At 67.2% G+C, this 19,729-nt stretch carries 17 protein-coding genes; 12 read left to right on the forward strand and 5 right to left on the reverse strand.

From position 1 onward, the window contains the following. Positions 1-53 precede the first annotated feature (53 nt). Positions 54-1,442 carry an ATP-dependent RNA helicase DbpA gene (gene dbpA / locus KW836_RS13410; RefSeq protein WP_175186141.1) on the reverse strand — a complete coding sequence of 463 codons (1,389 nt, stop codon included), beginning with the start codon at positions 1,440-1,442 and terminating at the stop codon, positions 54-56. A gap of 146 nt (positions 1,443-1,588) precedes the next feature. On the opposite strand from dbpA, the gene KW836_RS13415 reads away from it, so the two are divergent. Beyond that, on the forward strand, positions 1,589-2,107 hold the full coding sequence (locus KW836_RS13415) for a hypothetical protein (protein ID WP_218343585.1): 519 nt from the start codon (positions 1,589-1,591) through the stop codon (positions 2,105-2,107). A gap of 9 nt (positions 2,108-2,116) precedes the next feature. Here the strand turns inward: KW836_RS13415 and KW836_RS13420 are convergent, their stop codons facing one another. After that, entirely contained in the window at positions 2,117-2,875 is a 759-nt protein-coding gene (locus KW836_RS13420) for an IclR family transcriptional regulator (RefSeq protein ID WP_175139204.1), read from the reverse strand. Between the two features lie 161 nt (positions 2,876-3,036). Here KW836_RS13420 and xsc point away from each other — a divergent pair, with 161 nt between their 5' ends. The 11 genes from xsc (at position 3,037) to KW836_RS13475 (ending at position 16,236) form a co-directional block, all read left to right on the forward strand. Next, entirely contained in the window at positions 3,037-4,848 is a 1,812-nt protein-coding gene (xsc, locus tag KW836_RS13425) for a sulfoacetaldehyde acetyltransferase (RefSeq protein WP_218343586.1), read from the forward strand. Between the two features lie 99 nt (positions 4,849-4,947). Next, positions 4,948-5,868, forward strand: a complete 921-nt coding sequence (locus KW836_RS13430; RefSeq protein ID WP_175139206.1) for a bifunctional enoyl-CoA hydratase/phosphate acetyltransferase — start codon at positions 4,948-4,950, stop codon at positions 5,866-5,868. 124 nt (positions 5,869-5,992) lie between these two features. Next, positions 5,993-7,570: an ABC transporter substrate-binding protein gene (locus KW836_RS13435; protein WP_218343588.1), complete on the forward strand. Its 1,578-nt coding sequence runs from the start codon at positions 5,993-5,995 to the stop codon at positions 7,568-7,570. 11 nt (positions 7,571-7,581) lie between these two features. Further along, on the forward strand, positions 7,582-8,550 hold the full coding sequence (locus tag KW836_RS13440) for an ABC transporter permease (RefSeq protein ID WP_175121872.1): 969 nt from the start codon (positions 7,582-7,584) through the stop codon (positions 8,548-8,550). After that, positions 8,547-9,449, forward strand: coding sequence for an ABC transporter permease (locus tag KW836_RS13445; protein ID WP_175121871.1), 903 nt, complete (start codon positions 8,547-8,549; stop codon positions 9,447-9,449). The genes KW836_RS13440 and KW836_RS13445 overlap by 4 nt, the downstream gene beginning before the upstream one ends. Next, complete coding sequence (locus KW836_RS13450; RefSeq protein ID WP_175121870.1) at positions 9,446-10,447, forward strand: ABC transporter ATP-binding protein; 1,002 nt, start codon at positions 9,446-9,448, stop codon at positions 10,445-10,447. Before KW836_RS13445 ends, KW836_RS13450 begins: the two co-directional genes overlap by 4 nt. Continuing rightward, a complete protein-coding gene (locus tag KW836_RS13455) occupies positions 10,444-11,466 on the forward strand; it encodes an ABC transporter ATP-binding protein (protein ID WP_218343589.1) in 1,023 nt (340 codons plus the stop codon). Before KW836_RS13450 ends, KW836_RS13455 begins: the two co-directional genes overlap by 4 nt. A 79-nt stretch (positions 11,467-11,545) precedes the next feature. Further along, complete coding sequence (locus tag KW836_RS13460; RefSeq protein ID WP_218343590.1) at positions 11,546-13,201, forward strand: amidohydrolase; 1,656 nt, start codon at positions 11,546-11,548, stop codon at positions 13,199-13,201. Between the two features lies 1 nt (position 13,202). Continuing rightward, the gene (locus KW836_RS13465) at positions 13,203-14,306 is read left to right on the forward strand and encodes a CobW family GTP-binding protein (protein ID WP_218343591.1); all 1,104 of its coding nucleotides are present in this window, start codon (positions 13,203-13,205) and stop codon (positions 14,304-14,306) included. Between the two features lie 113 nt (positions 14,307-14,419). Beyond that, entirely contained in the window at positions 14,420-14,812 is a 393-nt protein-coding gene (locus tag KW836_RS13470) for a nuclear transport factor 2 family protein (RefSeq protein ID WP_175121866.1), read from the forward strand. A gap of 8 nt (positions 14,813-14,820) precedes the next feature. Beyond that, entirely contained in the window at positions 14,821-16,236 is a 1,416-nt protein-coding gene (locus KW836_RS13475) for an FAD-binding oxidoreductase (protein ID WP_175139212.1), read from the forward strand. Between the two features lie 124 nt (positions 16,237-16,360). Here the strand turns inward: KW836_RS13475 and KW836_RS13480 are convergent, their stop codons facing one another. From KW836_RS13480 to KW836_RS13490, 3 genes are all read right to left on the reverse strand, one after another. Further along, positions 16,361-17,905, reverse strand: coding sequence for a PLP-dependent aminotransferase family protein (locus tag KW836_RS13480; protein WP_218343593.1), 1,545 nt, complete (start codon positions 17,903-17,905; stop codon positions 16,361-16,363). A gap of 110 nt (positions 17,906-18,015) precedes the next feature. After that, a complete protein-coding gene (locus tag KW836_RS13485) occupies positions 18,016-18,843 on the reverse strand; it encodes an ABC transporter permease subunit (protein WP_105238604.1) in 828 nt (275 codons plus the stop codon). After that, on the reverse strand, positions 18,836-19,669 hold the full coding sequence (locus KW836_RS13490) for a taurine ABC transporter ATP-binding protein (RefSeq protein ID WP_218343595.1): 834 nt from the start codon (positions 19,667-19,669) through the stop codon (positions 18,836-18,838). Before KW836_RS13490 ends, KW836_RS13485 begins: the two co-directional genes overlap by 8 nt. Positions 19,670-19,729 lie beyond the last annotated feature (60 nt).

Raw genomic sequence — 19,729 nt, forward strand, 5'->3', positions numbered from 1 at the left:
GAAAGAACGCCAAGGTGTAAACCCGCCTTCAATCCGCTTCGGCAGCAATTCGCTCAGAACTCTTCCAGAAAGCGCATGCGAAAGCGCCGTCCCTTGATGTTGCTGTTGGAAATGCGCGAGAACGCCTGCTTGGCGATCTGCCGGTCCAGGGCCACGTACGAGTTGAACTCGGTGATGTTGATCTTGCCGACCTGCTCGAACGTCAGGCCGCCGTCGCCGGTCAGCGCGCCCAGCAGGTCGCCGGGACGCAGCTTGTCCTTTTTGCCGCCCTGGATGCTCAGCGTGACCATGGGGGCGCGAAGCGGTCGATCGGCCTTGGGGCGCAACGACTTCAAGTCGGCCCACTTCAGCGGCGCGCCCTGGTATTGCTCGATCAGGTTGGCCCAACGCATCTCTTCGGGCGAACACAGGCTGAGCGCCAGCCCCTTCTGATCGCCACGGCCGCTGCGGCCGATGCGGTGCACGTGGACCTCGGTGTCCTTCGTCACGTCCACGTTGATGACCGCGCCCAGGTTCTGGATGTCCAGCCCGCGCGCGGCCACGTCGGTGGCGACCAGCACGGCGCAGCTCTGGTTGGCGAACTGGATCAGGATTTCGTCGCGTTCGCGCTGTTCCAGGTCGCCGTTCAGCGCCTGCGCGCTGATGCCTTCGGCCTGCAGGCGTTCCACCAGATCGTGGCTGCGGATCTTGGTGTTGCAGAAAGCCAGGGTGGACACCGGCCGGAAATGCGCCAGCAGCTTTGCCACCGCATCCAGGCGTTCACCTTCGTTGATCTCGTAGAAAATCTGCTCGATGCGGCTGGCGTCGTGCTGCGCCTCGACCTTGACCTCGGCCGGGTTGCGCAGGAACCGCGCGCTGAGCTTGCGGATGTTGTCGGGGTAGGTGGCCGAGAACAGCAGCGTCTGGCGCTTGGCGGGGCAGTGCGAGGCGATGGCGACGATGTCGTCGTAAAAGCCCATGTCCACCATGCGGTCGGCTTCGTCCAGCACCAGCGTATTCAGCCCCGACAGGTCCAGGCTTCCGCGTTCCAGGTGGTCCTGGATGCGGCCGGGCGTGCCCACAACCAGATGCGTGCCGCGGGCCAGCGATTCGGCCTGCGGCCGGGCTGCGGCGCCGCCGCACAGCGTCAGGATCTTGACGTTGGGAATCAGGCGCGCCAGCCGCCGCAGCTCTTGCGCGACCTGGTCGGCCAGTTCGCGGGTGGGGCAAACCACCAGTCCTTGCGGGACCAGGCGGTTCACGTCCAGGTTCTGCAGCACGCCCAGGCCGAACGCGGCGGTCTTGCCGCTGCCGGTCTTGGCCTGCGCGATCACGTCGCGCCGTTCAAGAATCAGCGGCAGGGCCTGCGCCTGGATCGGCGTCATCTGTTCGAAACCCAGGGTTTTCAGGTTTTCGAGCAGGGGCGGCAGGAGGGGGAGGGAGGAAAAGGCGGTGTCGGTCACGGCGGGGCGGATCCCGCAAGGGATCGGAAAAAGGCTGAGTTGCGCGCTAGTGTAAAGCCTGAGTGGGTATGATCTGCCGACGGGCATGGCCGGCTGCGGGGCGGGCCTGACCCGATCACAACAAGCAATCGACGCCAGGGTGGATCATGTTCGACAAATTGAAGGCGCTACGGGAAGGCGCAGCCGTCAAGGCAAAGGCGCTGACCAGCCGCACGGCAGGCGCGCTCGAAAGCTCAAAAGCCCAGTTGGGCGAGGCCGCGGCGAGTGCGCGGGCCAAGAGCCTTGAGCTCGCGGGCGCCACGGCGGAAAGGGGGCGTGAACTGGCAGGCGCCACCGCGGAAAAGGGCCGGGAACTGGCCGGCGCCACGGCGGAAAAAGGCAGCGCGCTTGTTGAGCAGCATTGGCAGACCATCGAGCGCGTGACAGTCGACGGCCTGCTCAGCGTGTCGGCCGAAAAGCTCAAGGACGATGCGATGGTCAAGGACGTGCTGGAACGCGCTTACGAGGCGCTGCCCACCGTCATCAGGCTGGTCCTGCCCCGGGAACGCTATCTGGAAATCGTCATCCAGAAGAAGCAGCCGCTGCTTGCGAAGATTGAAGGGGCACGTAACCGCCGTCAGGAGCGCGCGCAATCGGGCGCCGCAAACAAGGACCGCGACGGCTGATTTACGGCGTTACGCGGACGCCTCATACGTCCCCGCCAGTGCCCGCGCCGCCTCTTGCATGCGCGGCAGCCACGCCCGGGCGCCATCGATCGACAACCTGGCCACAGGCGCATGCAGCGCCACGGCCGCAATCGCCCGCGACCCGTGCAGAATCGGCACCGCCATGCAGACGATGCCCAGCAGGAATTCCTCCCGGTCGAAGCTGGCGCCTTCCTTCTTGATGACCCGCAGCTCTTCTTCCAGCGATGCCACATCGCATAGCGTGTTCGGCGTGTAGCGCGGCAGTTGCGCGGCGGCCAGCATGCGCTGGCGGGTTTCACGGCGCATGTAGGCCAGGAACAGCTTGCCGCTGGCCGAACAGTGCAGCGGCACGCGCGATCCGGATTGCAGGTTGACGCGCAGCGGCCAGGCGGTTTCCACGCGGTCCAGGTAGATGACCTCGTCGCCGTCGAGCATGGTGCAGTTGCAGGTCTCGCCGATTTCGTCGACCAGGCTGTCCAGGATCCGATGGCGCTCGCCGCGCAAAGGCGAATTGAGCAGCGTGTCGCGGGCCAGCGCACCCAGGCGCGGGCCGCTGACATAGCTTTTACCGGCGGGCTCGCGCAGCAGCATGCCGGCATCGACCAGACGCGACAGGATCCGGAGCACGGAGGGTTTGGGCAGACCGGTGGCCTCGGTCAGTTCGGCCAGCGACACGGGCTGGGCCGAGCGCGCCACCTGTTCCAGCAAGGTCAGCGCGCGCAGGGCGGCGGAGGATTCGTCTTTCATCTTTCAATAATTGAGATTTCAGCGATCGGCTGCCCATCCTCGCACAGAAACTGCAGAAAATGGAACGCGCGGGGGTGGGAAGCCGCGGGTTTCTGGCGCAGTATCGGATCACACCGGCCAATCAGCAATCGGACAAGCGCCGGCCCGCCAGGAGAGAGACCATGAGCAGCAAGCAACACATGACCCCCAGCGAAGCGTTTGTCGAGACGCTGGTCGCGCAGGGCGTCAAGGATGTCTTCGGCATCGTCGGTTCGGCCTTCATGGATGCGCTGGACCTGTTTCCCGCGGCCGGCATCCGCTTTGTGCCGACGGTGCACGAACAGGGCGCGGCGCATATGGCCGACGGCTATTCGCGCGTGACCGGCCGGCACGGCGTGTGCATTGCACAAAACGGCCCCGGCATCACCAACTTTGTGACCGGCGTAGCGGCCGCCTACTGGGCGCACAGTCCGGTCGTGGCGATCACGCCCGAGACCGGCACGTCGGGCATGGGGCTGGGCGGCTTCCAGGAGACCGAGCAGCTTCCGATCTTTTCGCGCATCACCAAATACCAGGCGCACGTGAACCGGCCGGATCGCATGGCGGAATTCACCGCCAAGGCGTTCGACAATGCGATGGCCGAACGCGGCCCCGCGCAGTTGAACATTCCGCGCGACTATTTCTACGGCGAGATCGACGTGGCCATCCCGGAGCCGCGCCGCATCCGTCGCGGCCCCGGCTCGGAGGAGGACCTGGAAGCCGCGGCGCGCATGCTGGCCGAGGCCAAGTTCCCGGTCATCGTGGCGGGCGGGGGCGTGCTGTTCTCGGACGGCCAGGCCGAATGCGTGGCGCTGGCCGAGCTGCTGGGCGCGCCTGTCGTCACCAGCTATCTGCACAACGACGCCTTCCCGGCCAGTCACCCGCTGTGGTGCGGCCCGCTGGGTTACCAGGGCGCCAAGGCGGGGATGAAGCTCTTGTCGCAGGCGGACGTGGTGCTGGCGCTGGGCACGCGGCTGGGGCCCTTCGGCACCTTGCCGCAGCATGGCCTGGAATACTGGCCGCAGAACGCGCGCATCATCCAGGTCGACGCCGACCACCGCATGCTGGGCCTGGTGCGCCCGGTGTCGGTGGGCATCTGCGGCGACGCCAAGCCGGCCGCCGCCGCGTTGACGGCCCGGTTGCAGGCACGCGATGTAGCCTGCACGCGCACCAAGGAAGGACGCGCCAGCGAGATCGCCGCCCAGAAGGCCGAGTGGGAACAGGAGCTGGACAGCTGGTCGCACGAGCGCGACGACTGGAGCCTGGACATCATCGAGCAGGGCGGCGGCCGCATGCACCCGCGCCGCATGCTGCGCGAGCTGGAACGCGCGATGCCCAAGCATGTGATGGTGTCCACCGACATCGGCAACATCTGCTCGGTGTCCAACAGCTACCTGCGTTTTGACGAGCCCAATTCCATGCTCGCGGCCATGAGCTTCGGCAATTGCGGCTATGCGCTGCCCGCGCTGATCGGCGCCAAACTTGGCCGACCCGACCGCCCGGCGGTGGCCTACGTGGGCGACGGCGCCTGGTGCATGAGCTTCCAGGAACTGCTGACCTGCGTGCGCGAGCAGATCCCGGTGACCGCGGTGGTGTTTCACAACGGCCAGTGGGGCGCCGAGAAAAAGAACCAGGTGGACTTCTACGGCCGCCGTTTCGTCGGCAGCAACCTGCTCAATCCGAATTTCTCGGAGCTGGCGCGGGCCATGGGCGCCGAAGGCATCCGCGTGGAACATGCGGACCAGGTCGGCGCGGCGTTGCAGGCCGCGTGCCAGGCGCAGCTGGAAGGCAAGACGACCGTGCTGGAAATGATGGTCAGCCAGGAACTGGGGGATCCGTTCCGCCGCGATGCGCTCAAGCAGCCGGTGCGCTTCCTGGACAAGTACCGCAAGTACGTGAACCAGCCGTTCCAGGCGGGCGAGGTGCCGCTGCCGATCGAGCCGGTCGGACGCTGACCGGCGCGCGCGGCGCGGATCGGGGCGAGTTCTGTCGTCCTGATCCGCGCCGGTCATTCACCCGGCCGCCGCACGCGCGGCCGCGGCAGGAGCGAAGACATGGCTTTCGACCGTTTGTTCGAGCCGCTGCGCGTTGCCGCGCTGGCGGCCGGGCGGCTGCGCACCGCGGTGGCGTATCCGCTCTGTCCCGTCAGCGTGCGCGCCGCCGTGCAGGCCAGCGAGGCCGGCTACATCGAGCCGGTGCTGGTTGGGCCGGCCGGCCGCATCGCCGCGCTGATGGCGCAGGAAGGCCTGCGTGCGGGCTCGATGGAAATCATCGACACGCCGGACGACGAACTGCTGGCCGCCCGCGCCGCCGCGGCATTGGCGCGCGATGGCGCGGTCAGCATGCTGATGAAGGGCAGCCTGCACACCGACCATTTCATGTCCGCGGTGGTGACGCGCGAATCGGGACTGCGCACCAACCGGCGCATCAGCCACGCTTTCGTGATGGCGGTGGCGGCCTATCCGAAGCTGCTGATCCTGACGGATGCGGCCGTCAACATCGCACCGTCGCTGCAGGAAAAGGCGGACATCGCGCAGAACGCGATCGACCTGGCGCGCGCGCTGGGCGTGGAGCGGCCAAAGGTGGCCGTGCTGTGCGCCACCGAATCGGTGAATCCGGCGATGCCGGCCACGCTGGATGCCGCGGCGCTGTCCAAGATGGCGGACCGGTCGCAGATCCGCGGCGGCGATATCGACGGACCGCTTGCGTTCGACAACGCGATCTCGCGCGAAGCAGCAGACCAGAAGGGGATCGTGTCGCGTGTGGCGGGCGACGCGGACATCCTGCTCGTGCCGGACATCGAGGCCGGCAACATGCTCTACAAGGAACTTACGTGGCTGGCGGGCGCCGGCGCGGCGGGCCTGGTGCTGGGCACGCGCGTACCGGTGCTGCTGACGAGCCGGTCCGACTCCATGGAGGCACGCGTCAACAGTTGCGCGGTCGCGGCGCTGTACGCGCACGCGCTGGGCAGTTGAATGCGGGCAAGCCTGGCACCACCAAGTCCGGCGGTTTGGTACTAAGCGCGCATCCGGGGGATGACTACGCTAGACCGCAAGCCATCCATGAATGGTCCACGCGACAACATCAAAGGGGTAGCACATGCGCAGCGCAAGACTAGGCCTGGCCACGATTCTGTCAGTGTTTGCAATGGCGGGGGGCGCCGCCGCGGCGGATGCACCCAAGGCCGGCGGCACGCTTGTCATCGGCTCCACGCAGGTGCCCCGGCATCTGAACGGCGCAGTGCAATCGGGCACCGCCACCGCGCTGCCCAGTGCGCAGCTCTTTGCCAGTCCGCTGCGCTACGACGCCGACTGGAATCCGCAGCCTTACCTGGCCGAGTCGTGGGAACTGGCGCCGGACGGCAAGTCGCTGACGCTGCACCTGCGCGGCGACGCGCTCTTCCATGACGGCAAGCCCGTGACATCCGAGGACGTGGCGTTCTCGATCATGGCTGTCAAGCAGAACCATCCGTTCCAGACCATGTTCGCGCCTGTCGACAGTGTGGAAACGCCCGACGCGCGCACCGCCGTGTTGCGCATGAGCAAGCCGCATCCGGCCATTCTGCTGGCGCTGTCGCCGGCGCTGATGCCCGTGCTGCCCAAACACATCTACGGCGACGGCCAGGACTTGAAGACGCACCCGCGCAACTCTGCGAACGTGGTGGGTTCCGGGCCGTTCATCTTCAAGGAATTCAAGCCAGGCCAGGAGATCGTGCTGGAACGCTTCGACAAGTTCTTCATCAAGGGCAAGCCGCTTCTGGACCGCGTGGTGGTCAAGATCAATCCCGATGCGACCAATCTGCTGATCGGGCTGGAGCGTGGCGACATCGGCGCGCTGCCGTTCATGACCGAGCCGACGATCCTGCGCCGCGCCAAGGACAATCCGTCCATCGTCATGACCAACAAAGGCTATGAAGGCATCGGCGCACTGAGCTGGTTGGCGTTCAATACGGCGCGCAAGCCGCTGGACGACGTGCGGGTGCGCCAGGCTATCGCCTACGCGACCGACAAGGGCTTCATCACCAAGGCGCTGAACGCCGGCTTTGCCGCGCCGGCGCACGGCCCCATCGTGGGCACCAGCCCCTTCGCCAGCGACGACGTGAAGAAATACCCGCTGGACCTGAAGCAGGCGGAAAAGCTGCTGGACGAGGCCGGCTTCAAGAAGGACGGCAAGGGCGAGCGCATGACGCTCACGGTGGACTACATGCCGGGCAGCGACGTGCAGGGCAAGAACGTCGCGGAATACCTGCGCAGCCAGCTGAAGAAGGTGGGCATCAACGTGCAGGTGCGCGCCTCGCCGGATTTTCCGACCTGGGCCAAGCGCATCGCCGGCAAGGACTTCGACATGACCACAGACATCGTCTTCAACTGGGGCGATCCGGTCATCGGCGTGCATCGCACGTACATGTCGTCCAACATCCGCGACATCATCTGGACCAACACGCAGTCCTACAAGAATCCGAAGGTCGATGCGCTGCTGGAACAGGCGGGCACCGAGACCGACGCGGACAAGCGCCGCGCGCTGTATGGGGAATTCCAGCGCCTGGTGACCGAGGACGTGCCGATCGACTTCCTGACCGTCATTCCGTACCACACGCTGTCGTCCAAGAAGGTGCAGGGTCTGCCGTCCGGCATTTGGGGCCTGCTGTCGCCGCTGGATGAAACCTCCGTGCAGTAGCGGGAGCCGACATGCTGCGATATCTCTCGCGCCGCCTGGTCTACGCCGCGATCCTGCTGCTGGCCGTGGTGACGCTGAACTTTCTGCTGATTCATATTTCGCCGGGCGACCCCGTGGAAACCATCGCGGGGTCGATGGGCGGGATCAGCGAAGAACTGCGCGCCCAGCTGCGGGTGCAGTATGGGCTGGACAAGCCGTTCCTCACGCAGCTGGGCATCTACCTGGGGCAGGTCGTGCGCGGCGACCTGGGCTACTCCTACTTCTTCAACGTGCCGGTCGCCCAGCTGATCTGGGACCGCGTGCCCGCCACGCTGCTGCTGGTGGTGACGTCGGTGACGGTGGCGTTCCTGATCGGCACGCTGCTGGGCACACTGGCCGCCCGCAAGCCCAATGGGCTGCTGTCGCAAGGCATCACGCTGCTGTCGGTCGTGGGCTATTCGGCGCCGGTGTTCTGGACCGGCATCATCCTCATCATCCTGTTTGCCTCGGTGTGGCCGATCTTCCCGGTGTCGGACATGCGGTCGGCGGGCGGTCCGCAGGATGGCTGGGCGGGCGCGCTGGACGTGCTGCATCACCTGGTGCTGCCCGCCTTTACGCTGGCCTTCGTGTACCTGGCGCAATACAGCCGGCTGGCGCGGGCCAGCGTCATGGACGCGTTGCAGGCCGATTACATCCGCACCGCGCGCGCCAAGGGGCTGCCCGAGAACACCGTGCTGTACAAGCACGCGCTGCGCAACGGGGTGCTGCCGGTGGTGACCATGCTGGGCCTGCAGTTTGGCAACGTGCTGGCCGGGGCGATTCTGGTGGAGACGGTCTTCAACTGGCCCGGATTGGGACGCCTGGCGTTCGACTCCGTGCTGCGCCGTGATTATCCGACGCTGCTCGGCATCCTGCTCTTTGCCTCGTTGCTGGTCGTGGTGATGAACCAGCTTACCGATCTGGCGTATCGCCTGATCGATCCCCGGATCAAGACATCATGAGACCCGCACCCATTGCGCTGCCCGGCGCCGCCGGCGCCGACGCCCGGCCCAAGCCGCCGCCCCGGCCAACCTATGAGGCGCTGCGCGTGTTCGCGCGCAACCCCAGCGCGCTGGCCGGCGTACTGCTGCTGGCGACGATCCTGGCCATCACGATCTTCGGGCCGATGCTGATGCACGCCGACCCGTTTGAAATCGCCGCGGCGCCCATGGAGCCGCCCGGCGGCGAGCTGCTGCTGGGATCCGACTACCTGGGCCGCGACGTGCTGACCGGCATGATCTACGGCGGCCGCGCAACGTTGCTGGTGGGCGTGGTGGCGGCGGTGCTGTCCATGGCCATCGGCATCACCGTTGGCGCACTGGCGGGCTATTACGGCGGCTGGGTCGACGAGACCCTGATGCGCATCACCGAGTTCTTCCAGGTGCTGCCCACCTTGCTCTTTGCGATGGTGCTGGTGACGCTGTTCAGCCCGTCGCTCGCCACCATCGCAGTCGCCATCGGCGTGGTGAGCTGGACCGGCACGGCGCGGCTGGCGCGCGGCGAGTTCCTGCGGCTCAAGCGGCGCGAGTATGTCCTTGCCGAGCGCGTGATCGGCGCCGGAGACGCGCGCATCATCTGGCGCGTCATCCTGCCGAACGCTTTGGCGCCGCTGATCGTGTCGGCCACGCTGGCCATCGGCACGGCGATCCTGTTCGAGGCAGGGCTGTCGTTTCTTGGCTTGGGCGATCCCAATGTGATGAGCTGGGGCTTGATGATCGGCAGCAACCGCCCCTACATCCTGACCGCCTGGTGGGCGGTGACGCTGCCCGGCGCAGCCATCTTCCTGACCGTGCTGGCCGTCAGCCTGATTGGCGACGGTCTGAACGACGCGCTCAATCCAACGTCGCGAGGCCGGGCATGAACGCCGCCGACATGGCCCCCGTGCTGGAAGTGGACGGCCTGAGCCTGGAATTCCGCACGCGCGGACGGGCGGCCGAAGTGCTGAGCGACGTGAGCTTCGACCTGCGTCCAGGCGAAACGCTGTGCCTGGTCGGAGAATCCGGCTGCGGCAAGAGCATGACGGCGCTGGCCATCATGCGGCTGATTCCGCCGCTGGCGCGCGTGGGCGCGGGCCACGTGCGCCTGCGCGGCGCCGACCTCGCCATGCACGATGACGAGGCGATGCGCCGGGTGCGGGGCAACAACATTTCGATGATCTTCCAGGAGCCGATGACGGCGCTCAATCCGGTGTACACGGTGGGCGACCAGATAGGCGAGCCGCTGCGCCTGCATCAAGGACTGTCCAAGCGCGACGCTCGCGAGCGCGCCATCGAGATGCTCAAGTCCGTGGGCATCCCGTTGCCGGAGCGCCGCGTGGACGATTATCCGCACCAGCTTTCCGGCGGCATGCGGCAGCGGGTGATGATCGCGATTGCGCTGGCGTGCGACCCGGACGTGCTCATCGCCGACGAGCCCACCACCGCGCTGGACGTGACGGTACAGGCGCAGATCTTCGACCTGTTGCGCGAGCAGCAGGCGCGCCGTGGCACAGCCGTGCTGCTGATCACGCACGACATGGGCGCGGTGTCCGAGATGGCGGACCGCGTGGTGGTGATGTACGGCGGGCGGGTGGTGGAGCAGGGCAGCGTCGGCCAGATCCTGGCGCAGCCGCGCCATCCGTACACGCAGGGCCTGATCGCCTGCCTGCCCGAACTGGACCGCGAACCCGATGACGAGCGGCCCGACCTGCCCGAGATTCCGGGCGTGGTGCCGTCGGTGTGGGAGCGTGGCGTCGGCTGCCCGTTCGTCGACCGCTGCAACCGCGCCATGGCGCGTTGCAGCCGCGAGTTTCCGCCTATGACCGTGCTGGATGGCGGGCAGGGCGTGTCCTGTTGGCTTTATCCGGAGGCATCGCAATGAGCCAGGCGCAGTCGTCATCCCTGTTGTCGGTGCGCGACCTGTCGGTGCATTTTCCGGTGGGCGGGCGCGGGCGCGATGGCAAGCCGGTGGTGGTGCGGGCGGTGGACGGCGTGTCGTTCGACCTGGAGCGCGGCCGCACGCTGGCCATCGTGGGCGAGTCGGGTTCGGGCAAGACCACCACGGCGCTGTCGGTGCTGCGGCTGGCGGACCCCACGGGGGGCAGCATCCATTTCGACGGCAGCGATCTGACCGCGATGCGCGGCTCGGCGCTGCGGCGGATGCGGCGGCGCCTGCAACTGGTATTTCAGGATCCCTACTCGTCGCTCAATCCGCGCCAGCGCGCCGAGGAGATCGTGCGCACGCCGCTGGACCTGATGGGCATCGACCCGCCCGGCGGCCGCGAGGCGCGCGTGGCGCTGATGTTCGAACTGGTGGGGCTGCGGCCCGAACAGCGGCAACTGTTTCCGCACCAGTTTTCCGGCGGGCAGCGGCAGCGGCTGAATATCGCGCGGGCGCTGGCCAGCGCGCCGGACCTGATCGTCTGCGATGAGCCTGTGTCGGCGCTGGACATCGCCATCCGCGCGCAGATCCTGAATCTGCTGCGGCGCATCCAGCGCGAACAGGGGCAGTCGTTTCTTTTCATCTCGCACGACATGGCGGTGGTGGAGCACGTGTGTGACGACATCGCCGTGATGTATCTGGGCAAGATCATCGAGCGGGCCTCGCGGCGGGCGTTTTTCTCGCGGCCGCTGCATCCGTACAGCGTGGCGCTGATGTCTGCCGTGCCGACCGTCAAGGGCGGCCGCGAAACGGCGGCGCGGCGCGTCAGGCTGTCCGGCGATCCACCCAACCCGGTCAATCCGCCGCCCGGCTGCCGCTTCGCGGGGCGATGTCCGGCCGCGCAGGCGCTGTGTTCCACCCGTGAACCTGAATTGCGCGAGGTGGCGCCGGCGCATCACGTGGCCTGCCATTTTGTCGAGACGCGCGATGGCGTGACGGTGTCGCCGTTGCAAGGCTGACGGGCTTGCCGATGTGCGTGTCCCGATGTGCGCGTACCGATGTGGGCGTACCGATCCTCCAGACTGACAAGGAACCCCGATGACCCAGCCTTCCGGCTCCACGACGCTTTATGTCGCCCGATCCATCCTGACCATGAACCCCGCGCAGCCGCGCGCCACGCATGTTGCCGTGCGCGATGGCCGGATTCTTGGCGTGGGCAGCCGGGAGGATCTGGCCGGCTGGGGGCCGGCAGAAGTCGATGACCGCTTCGCGGACAGCGTGCTGATGCCGGGCCTGGTGGAAGGCCATTGCCATCTGCCCGAGGGCGGCATGTGGAAGTTCGTCTACGTGGGCTTTTATGACCGGCGCGGTCCGGACGGCAAGCTCTGGTCCGGCCTGAAAAGCTTCGCGGAAGTGGCGGCGCGGCTTCGGGATGCCGAGGGCGCGCTGGCGCAGGGCGAGACGCTGATCGGCTGGGGCTTCGATCCCATCTTCTTCGGCGGCGACCGCATGAGCATTCATGACCTGGACGCCGTGTCGGCGCAGCGGCCCATCGTGGTCATGCACGCCAGCATGCACCTCATGAACGTCAACTCGCCCATGCTGGCTCGGGCGGGCATCGATCGCGACACCGACATCGAGGGCGTGACGCGGCTCGATGATGGAAGACCCAGCGGCGAGCTCTGCGAATTCGCGGCCATGTTCCCGGTCATGCGGCTGATCGGCAGCCCGTTCCGCACGGTCGGCCTGACGGAAGAAGGGCTGCGGATGTTCGGCAAGGTAGCGCAGTGGGCCGGCGTGACCACCGCGACGGATTTGGTCAATGAGTTGAATGATGAAGGCCTGGCGACGCTGGCGCGGGTGACGGGTGAGCTGGATTATCCGGTGCGCATCGTGCCCGCTGCCTCGGCGCTGACCTACGCGGGCAACGCGGCGGGCTGCCTGGAAAAGCTGGCGGCCGCGCGGCGGCTGAATCACGGCAAGCTGCATCTGGGCATGGTGAAGCTGGTGGTCGATGGATCGATTCAGGGCTTCACGGCACGCGTGCGCTGGCCCGGCTATTTCAACGGCGCGCCAAACGGTATCTGGGTGATCGCGCCGTCCGAACTGGATGCGATGGTGCAGACCTATCACGACGCCGGCGCGCAGCTTCACATCCACACCAACGGCGACGAGGCCACGCAGCTTGCGATTGAAGCCGTGGACCGCGCGTTGCAGCGCACGCCGCGGCGCGACCATCGCCACACGTTGCAGCATTGCCAGATGGCCGACGCCGCCCAGTTCCGCCGGATGGCGAGCCTGGGCATGTGCGTGAATCTCTTTGCCAATCACATCTACTACTGGGGCGACGCCCACTACGCGTTGACGATGGGACCGGATCGCGCCAACCGCATGGACGCCTGCGCGTCGGCGGCGCGCGCAGGGGTGCCGTACGCCATCCATTCCGATGCGCCCATCACGCCGCTTGGGCCGCTGTTCACGGCATGGTGCGCGGTGAACCGGCAGACGGCCTCCGGCCGCGTGCTGGGCGAGTCCGAGCGCATCGGCGTTGACGCCGCCCTGCATGCGATCACACTGGGCGCGGCCTACACGCTGCACATGGACCATCTGGTCGGGTCGATCGAGGTCGGAAAATATGCGGATTTCTGCGTGCTGGCGGACGATCCGTCGGCCGCCGCGCCGGAAACGCTGAAAGATCTGAAGGTGCTGGGCACGGTCATCGGCGGGCGTCCGCTGCCGCTGCGGGAGGCGTGACGTGGCGCGCATTCCGCTGACGGTGGTGGGCGGCTTTCTGGGTGCGGGCAAGACCACCTTGCTGAATCATGTGCTGACCGCCAGCGCGCGCCGCGCGGCGGTGCTGGTGAATGACTTCGGGCCCGTGGACATCGATGCAGGCCTCATCGCGGATCGCGCCGACAACGTGATCCGGCTGGCCAACGGTTGCGTCTGCTGCTCGATGGCGGGCGGAATGGATGATGCGCTGGCGCGTGTGCTGGCGCTGGATCCGTTGCCCGAATGGATTGTCATCGAGGCGAGTGGCGTATCTGATCCCGGTCGGATCGCGCAGGTGGGGATGGCCGATCCGCTGCTGCAACTGGAGGGCGTGGTGGTGCTGGTCGATGCGGGGGCCATCCGCGAGGTGGCGGCGGATCCGCTGTTGGCCGATACGGTGCAGCGGCAGCTTCGCGCGGCGGATTTGCTGGTGTTGAACAAGATCGATCTGGTGGCGTCGGATGCGCTGGCGGCAGTTCAGGATTGGCTGCGCGAGGCTAGCGGCGGCGCGCCCGTGGTGCGGGCGTGTGAGGGGCGGGTGGATTTGGGGGTGTTGATCGGCGTGGGTGAGGGGACGGCAAGCGGGCATGAGGCGGAGCATGGTTGCGGCCATGGCGACAGGCACGGCGATGGTGCTATCTGCGGACACGGCCATGGCGGCCGCGTTGTCGGCGCCCACGGCGACGAGCTCGGCGGCGTTCGCGTGGGCGGACACATGCCGCGCCACGTCGACCCGTCCGATCCCGCCCATCCGTTCCAAAGCTGGCTATGGCGAGCCCCCGCGTTACTGGACGCCGACATGCTCGCCGAGCGCCTGAAGCAGTTGCCCCGCGACGTGCTGCGCGCCAAGGGCTGGGTCCGCACCAGCCGGCACGGTTGGGTGCTGGTGCAATTCGCGGGACGGCGCGTGCGCTTTGACACGCAGGCGCGCGCGCCGGCTGATCGATGCGAACCCTCGCTGGTCGTGATTGGTATGCGCGGCGTCACCAACATGCCGGTAATCGCGACGCTTCTGGACCGGGCGGCGCTGCACGACATCAATGTCGACGTCACCCTGGACGCGGCCCACGCCGTGCCGCTGCGCTAGTTCTGGTGCAAGCGATTCCCCGCGTCTGGTCCTACCGGCGCGCACGCCGCGCACGTACCTTGAGGGTTCAGCGTGGACGCATCTCGCGCCGCGCCAGCGAAGGAGGGTAGGCAATGCAACAGACCGTCACCGTGGAAATGCTGGCCGAGTTTGCGGCCGCCTGGAACCGGCACGATATCGACGCCCTGATGTCATTCATGAGCGAAGACTGCGTGTTCGAGACCGTCGGCGGCCCCGAACAGTACGGCAGCCGCCATGCCGGCCCGGAAGCGGTGCGCGCGGCCTTTGCCGCGGCCTGGAAGAACTTCCCGGACGCGCAATGGGAGAACGGCCGGCACTGGGTGGCCGGCGATCGCGGCGTCTCCGAGTCCACGTTCCGCGGCACGGCGGCGGACGGCTCGCGGGTGGAGGCCGACATGGTGGACGTGTTCACGTTCAAGGACGGCAAGATCCAGGTGAAGAACGCGTTCCGCAAGCAGCGTCCCGCCTTGCCGGCACGTGCCTAGCCGCCATCATGGATACGCAAATGTCGGCCGGCATCTCCCGCCCGGCGCCCGCGTCCGGCGCCGCCATCAACGCCTACAACCCGGCCTACGATCCGCTGGTATCGCCGCCCGGACAGGGCCAGGACTACGCGCCCACCTACTGGGTCGCGACGGCCGGCGCACCGCCCGAGGACGACGGGCCGATCCGCGGCGACATCGACGCTGACGTGGTGATTGTCGGCTCCGGCTTCACGGGCTTGTCGGCGGCGCTGGCGCTGGCACGCGATTTTGGCGTGAAGGCCGTCGTGCTGGAGGCCAACCGCGCGGTGTGGGGGTGCACCAGCCGCAATGGCGGCCAGGGGCAGAATGCGTCGGGGCGCCTGTACCGCTCGCAGTGGATCGAACGCTGGGGGCTGGACACGGCCAAACGCCTGGACGCGGAGATCCGCGAAGGCTTCGAGTATTGGAAGAGCCTGGTCGCGCAGGTGGACTGCGACGCGCAGCCCGGCGGCCATCTGTACACGGCGCATCGCCAGAAGAAGATGGCCTTCCTGCAGAACGAAGCGCGCGTGATGCACGACGTCTTCGGTTACGACACCAAGATGCTCAGCCGCGCCGAATTGCACGAACGGTATGTGGATGATCGCGAGGCGGTGGGCGCCATGCACGAGCCCGACGGTGTCGGCGTGCATCCGCTCAAGCTTGCGTACGGTTATCTGCGGCAGGCGCGGGCGCTGGGCGTGCGCATCCATCCGTCCAGCCCCGTGCTGGGCTGGCGCGTGGAAAACGGCATGTACCGGCTGCAAACCCCCGGCGGCACGGTGCGCGCCCGGCGCGTGGCCTTCGCCACCGGCGGCTACACCGCGCAGGGCGTCAACCGGCTGCTGGACAACCGCATCATGCCGGTGCTGTCCAATTCGATGGTCACGCGCGTGCTGTCGGCCGAGGAACGCGAGGCGGCGGGGTTGAAAAGCACGGTGTTCATCACGGACACGCGCACGCTGCGCTTCTACTACCGCCTGCTGCCCGACGGCCGCATGCAGATCGGCAGCCGCAGCGCGCTACGCGGCGCAGACGCCGAAAACCCGCGCCACCTAGCGCTGCTGCGCGAGGGCCTCGCCCGCAAGTTCCCGGCGCTGCGCGGTGTGGACGTGGCGTATTCGTGGTGGGGCTGGGTAGACGTCAGCCACGACATGATGCCGCGCGTCACGCAACCGGACCCGGCGCAGCAGGTGTATTACGCCTTCGGTTATGGCGGCAACGGGGTGGCGTTTTCGGCGCATGCCGGCAGGCGGCTGGCGCAACGGATGATGGGCAAGGATGGGATCGCGTGGAACCTGCCGATCTACGACACGCCGCTACCGGGACACCTGTTCGCCCCGTTCCGCCGCATCGGGCAGGGGTTGTTGTATCGCTGGTATTACCTGCGGGACGAGTTGCTGTAGCAGTACGCGGGCCTCTGGCACCTTCAAGACTTGTAGGACTGATTGAGGTGTCAGACACCCCGTCAAAACGTAGGACGGATTCAGGTGTCAGACACCCCATCAGAACGTAGGACTGATTCGGGTGTCATACACCGTCCAGCACGAGATCCTGCGCCACGCGCCGCTGGGCGTCGACCACCTTTGCCAGCCGCGCGATGCCCGGTTCGATATGCTCCGGCCGGATCGACGTAAACCCCACGCGCAGGAAGTTCCGCGGCGCGTTGGCGCCGTCCATGAAGAACACATCCCCCGGTTCGACCACGACGCCTTCGGCCAGCGCGGCTTCGGACAACGCCGCCGCATTGAGCCACGGCGGCCCCTGCAGCCAGCACGAGGACGAACCGGTGATGGGAATGGCCGTGAAGTCCGGCAGGTGCCGCGCCAACGCCTGCGCCAGTTCGGCGCCGCGCTTCTGGTAAGCCTGCGACTGGCGGCGCAGCAGCGAATGGTGATGCCCCAGCGAGATGAACAGCGAGAACGCGCGCTGGATGTACGCGGACGGGTGGCGCAGCATCAGGCGGCGCAGCGCGCGCAGCTCGGCGGCCAGCTCGCGCGGCGCGACGATGTAGCCGATGCGCAGGCCCGGCGCGAAGGACTTGGCCAGGCTGCCCACGTAGATCACGCGGCCGTCCCGGTCCAGGCTTTTCAGCGCGGGGATCGCGCCTTCGCCCCAGCGGCTTTCACTTTCGAAGTCGTCCTCGATGATGAGGCTGTCGGCCTGCCGCGCCATTGCCAGCAGGGAGGCGCGCCGCTCCATCGACAGCGTGACGGTAGTCGGACAATGATGGCCCGGCGTGACGAACAGGTAATCGCATCCGAGCAGTTGCGTCCCCGTGCGCAGCCCCTGTTCGTCCACGGGCAGCGGCAGCAGATGGCGCGTGTGGCTGGCGAAGATATTGCGCGCGTCCGGATAGCCCGGGTCTTCCATGCCGACCACGGTGTCTTCGTTCACCAGCAGATCGGCCAGCAGATAAAGCGCGTGCTGCGCGCCGACCGTGATGACGATTTCCTCGGCGTCGGCCCACACGCCGCGGCGCGGCAGCACCTGCGTGCGGATCTGTTCGATGAGCGCGGGGTCGTCGTGCGTGATGAGGTCCGGCGCCCAGCTGCGGATGTCCAGCACCGACAGCGCCTTGATGCAGCATTCGCGCCATTCGGCGGTAGGGAACAGGTCTTGGTCGAACTGGCCGTAGACGAAGGGATAGGGCTGTTTCTGCCAGTCGCGGGGCTTGGTGATGTTGCGTTGCCGCGAGGGGCGAAAGCGCAGACGCTCTTCCCAGCGCACGCCACCGGTTTCGGGCGCGTCCGCCGGTGAAGCGTCCGTCGCGGGACCCGAGTGGCCTTCCATGACGGTATCGCTGACGAAGTGGCCGCTGCGTTCGCGCGACACGAGATACCCTTCGCACACGAGTTGCTGGTACGCAAACACCACGGTATTGCGCGCGATGCGCAACTGGTCGGCGAGGTAGCGGCTGGACGGCACCGGCATGCCGGGCGGCAGGTGGCCGCTCAGGATGGCCGACACCAGCATCTGGCGCACGCGCCCCTGCAGGCTGAGGTTGGGCGCGCTGGCCTTTTCGAACAGGCGTTCCCACAACACAGGCTTGAGCATCGAGGCCTGGCTGGACATGGCTGGCTCCTTTTGACTGCGGACCTCACGGGCGCCGCGCTGCCGCGCCCGGGGTGTCCGAGTCTCAGAATAAAGGAGCCGGATGGGGGAAGGAATGCGGGATTGCCCTGTCAGATTCGTCCCTTCCACGGAATGGCGAAGCGTTCCAGGTAACGCACCAGCAGGTCGAAGGCGAACGCGAACAGCCCGATCACGATGATGCCCATGATGACCGTGTCGCTGGCCAGGAACTGCGCGGCGTTCAGCACCATGAAGCCCAGGCCCCGGTCGGCCGCCACCATCTCGGCGGCGACCAGCGTCGTCCAGCCGACCCCGATACCGATGCGCATGCCCGTGAAGATTTCCGGCATGGCCGCCTTCAGGATCACGTGCCAGACGATCTGGCGGCTGGTCCCGCCCATGGCGTAGGCGGCGTGGATCTGTTCGATCGACACCGACCGTACGCCCGCGCGCGCGGCGATTGCCATGGGCGCGAAGATGGCCAGGTAGATCAGCAGGATCTTGGGGAATTCGCCGATGCCGAACCAGATGATGATGAGCGGCAGATAAGCGAGCGGCGGCAGCGGGCGGTAGAACTCGATCGGCGGATCGAAGACGCCGCGCGCGTAGCGGTTCACGCCCATCAGGATGCCGACCGGAATGGCCGTGACGCACGCCAGGAAGAACGCGCCGAACACGCGGCCCAGGCTGGCGAGCGCGTGCTCGGTCAGCGTGGAATTGGCCACCCCTTCGGTCATCGCAAAGACGAACTTGTCGTACACCGCGATGGGCGACGGCAGGAACAGCGGCCGCACCCAGCCGGCGCTGGTCACCAGGAACCACAGCGCGATCAGCGCCAGGCTGGTCAGCAGGCTGATGTGGCCGCTGTAGCCCGCTCCCGGCGCCCCGTACACCTTGCCCGGCGCCGCCGGCGTGTGGCCGATGCGGCGCTTAGGCATGGAGGGCGTGCGGGGAGGCGGCGCGCTCGTCCCCGTAGATGATGCCGAGGACTTCTTCTCGCATGGCGATGAAGTCGGGACTGGATTTGATGCCACGGCCATCGCGGGTCTCCAGGTAGCGCCGGTTGAAGGCGGGCTCGAACGTGTGCGTGATCCGGCCCGGGCGCGGCGACATGACGATCAGCCGCGATCCCAGGAAGAGCGCTTCTTCCACGCTGTGGGTGATGAAGAAAAACATCTTGTTGGTCTGCCGCCAGATATCCAGCAGCAGCTCCTGGATGGTTTCCCGGGTCAGCGCGTCCAGCGCGGCCATGGGCTCGTCCATCAGCAGCATGGCGGGGTCGCAGGTCAGCGCGCGCGCGATGCCCACGCGCTGCTGCATGCCGCCCGACAGCTGGTAGATCATGTGCCGGTGAAAATCCTGCAGGCCCACCAGTTCAAGATTGCGGCGGGCGCGGGCACGGCGGGTGTCCTTGTCGACGCCTTGCAGCTTCAGGCCGAATTCGGTGTTTTCCAGCACGTTCAGCCAGGGCAGCAGGGCGTGCTTCTGGAACACCACGCCGCGGTCGGCGCCCGGCCCGACGATGGGGTTTCCGCCCAGCGTGATCTCGCCCTCGGTCGGCGACAGAAAGCCCGCCAGCAGGCTGAGCAACGTGGTCTTGCCGCAGCCTGATGCTCCCAACGCGACGACGAACTCGCCGGGCTGGATGGTCAGGTTGACGTCGTGCAGCGCGATGACGGGGCCGCTGTCGTGCAGGCCGGGATAGGTGACGCTGACGCCTTCCGCGCACAGGCGCTGCGCGGCGGATGTGGACTGCATGGTCATGCTGTTCCCCCTGATCGTTGTGGCGAGGCCTGCGGCGGCAGGCCTCGTCTTCGCGCTGCG

It is taken from the genome of Achromobacter sp. ACM05, assembly GCF_019218915.1.
Taxonomy (GTDB): domain Bacteria; phylum Pseudomonadota; class Gammaproteobacteria; order Burkholderiales; family Burkholderiaceae_B; genus Achromobacter; species Achromobacter animicus.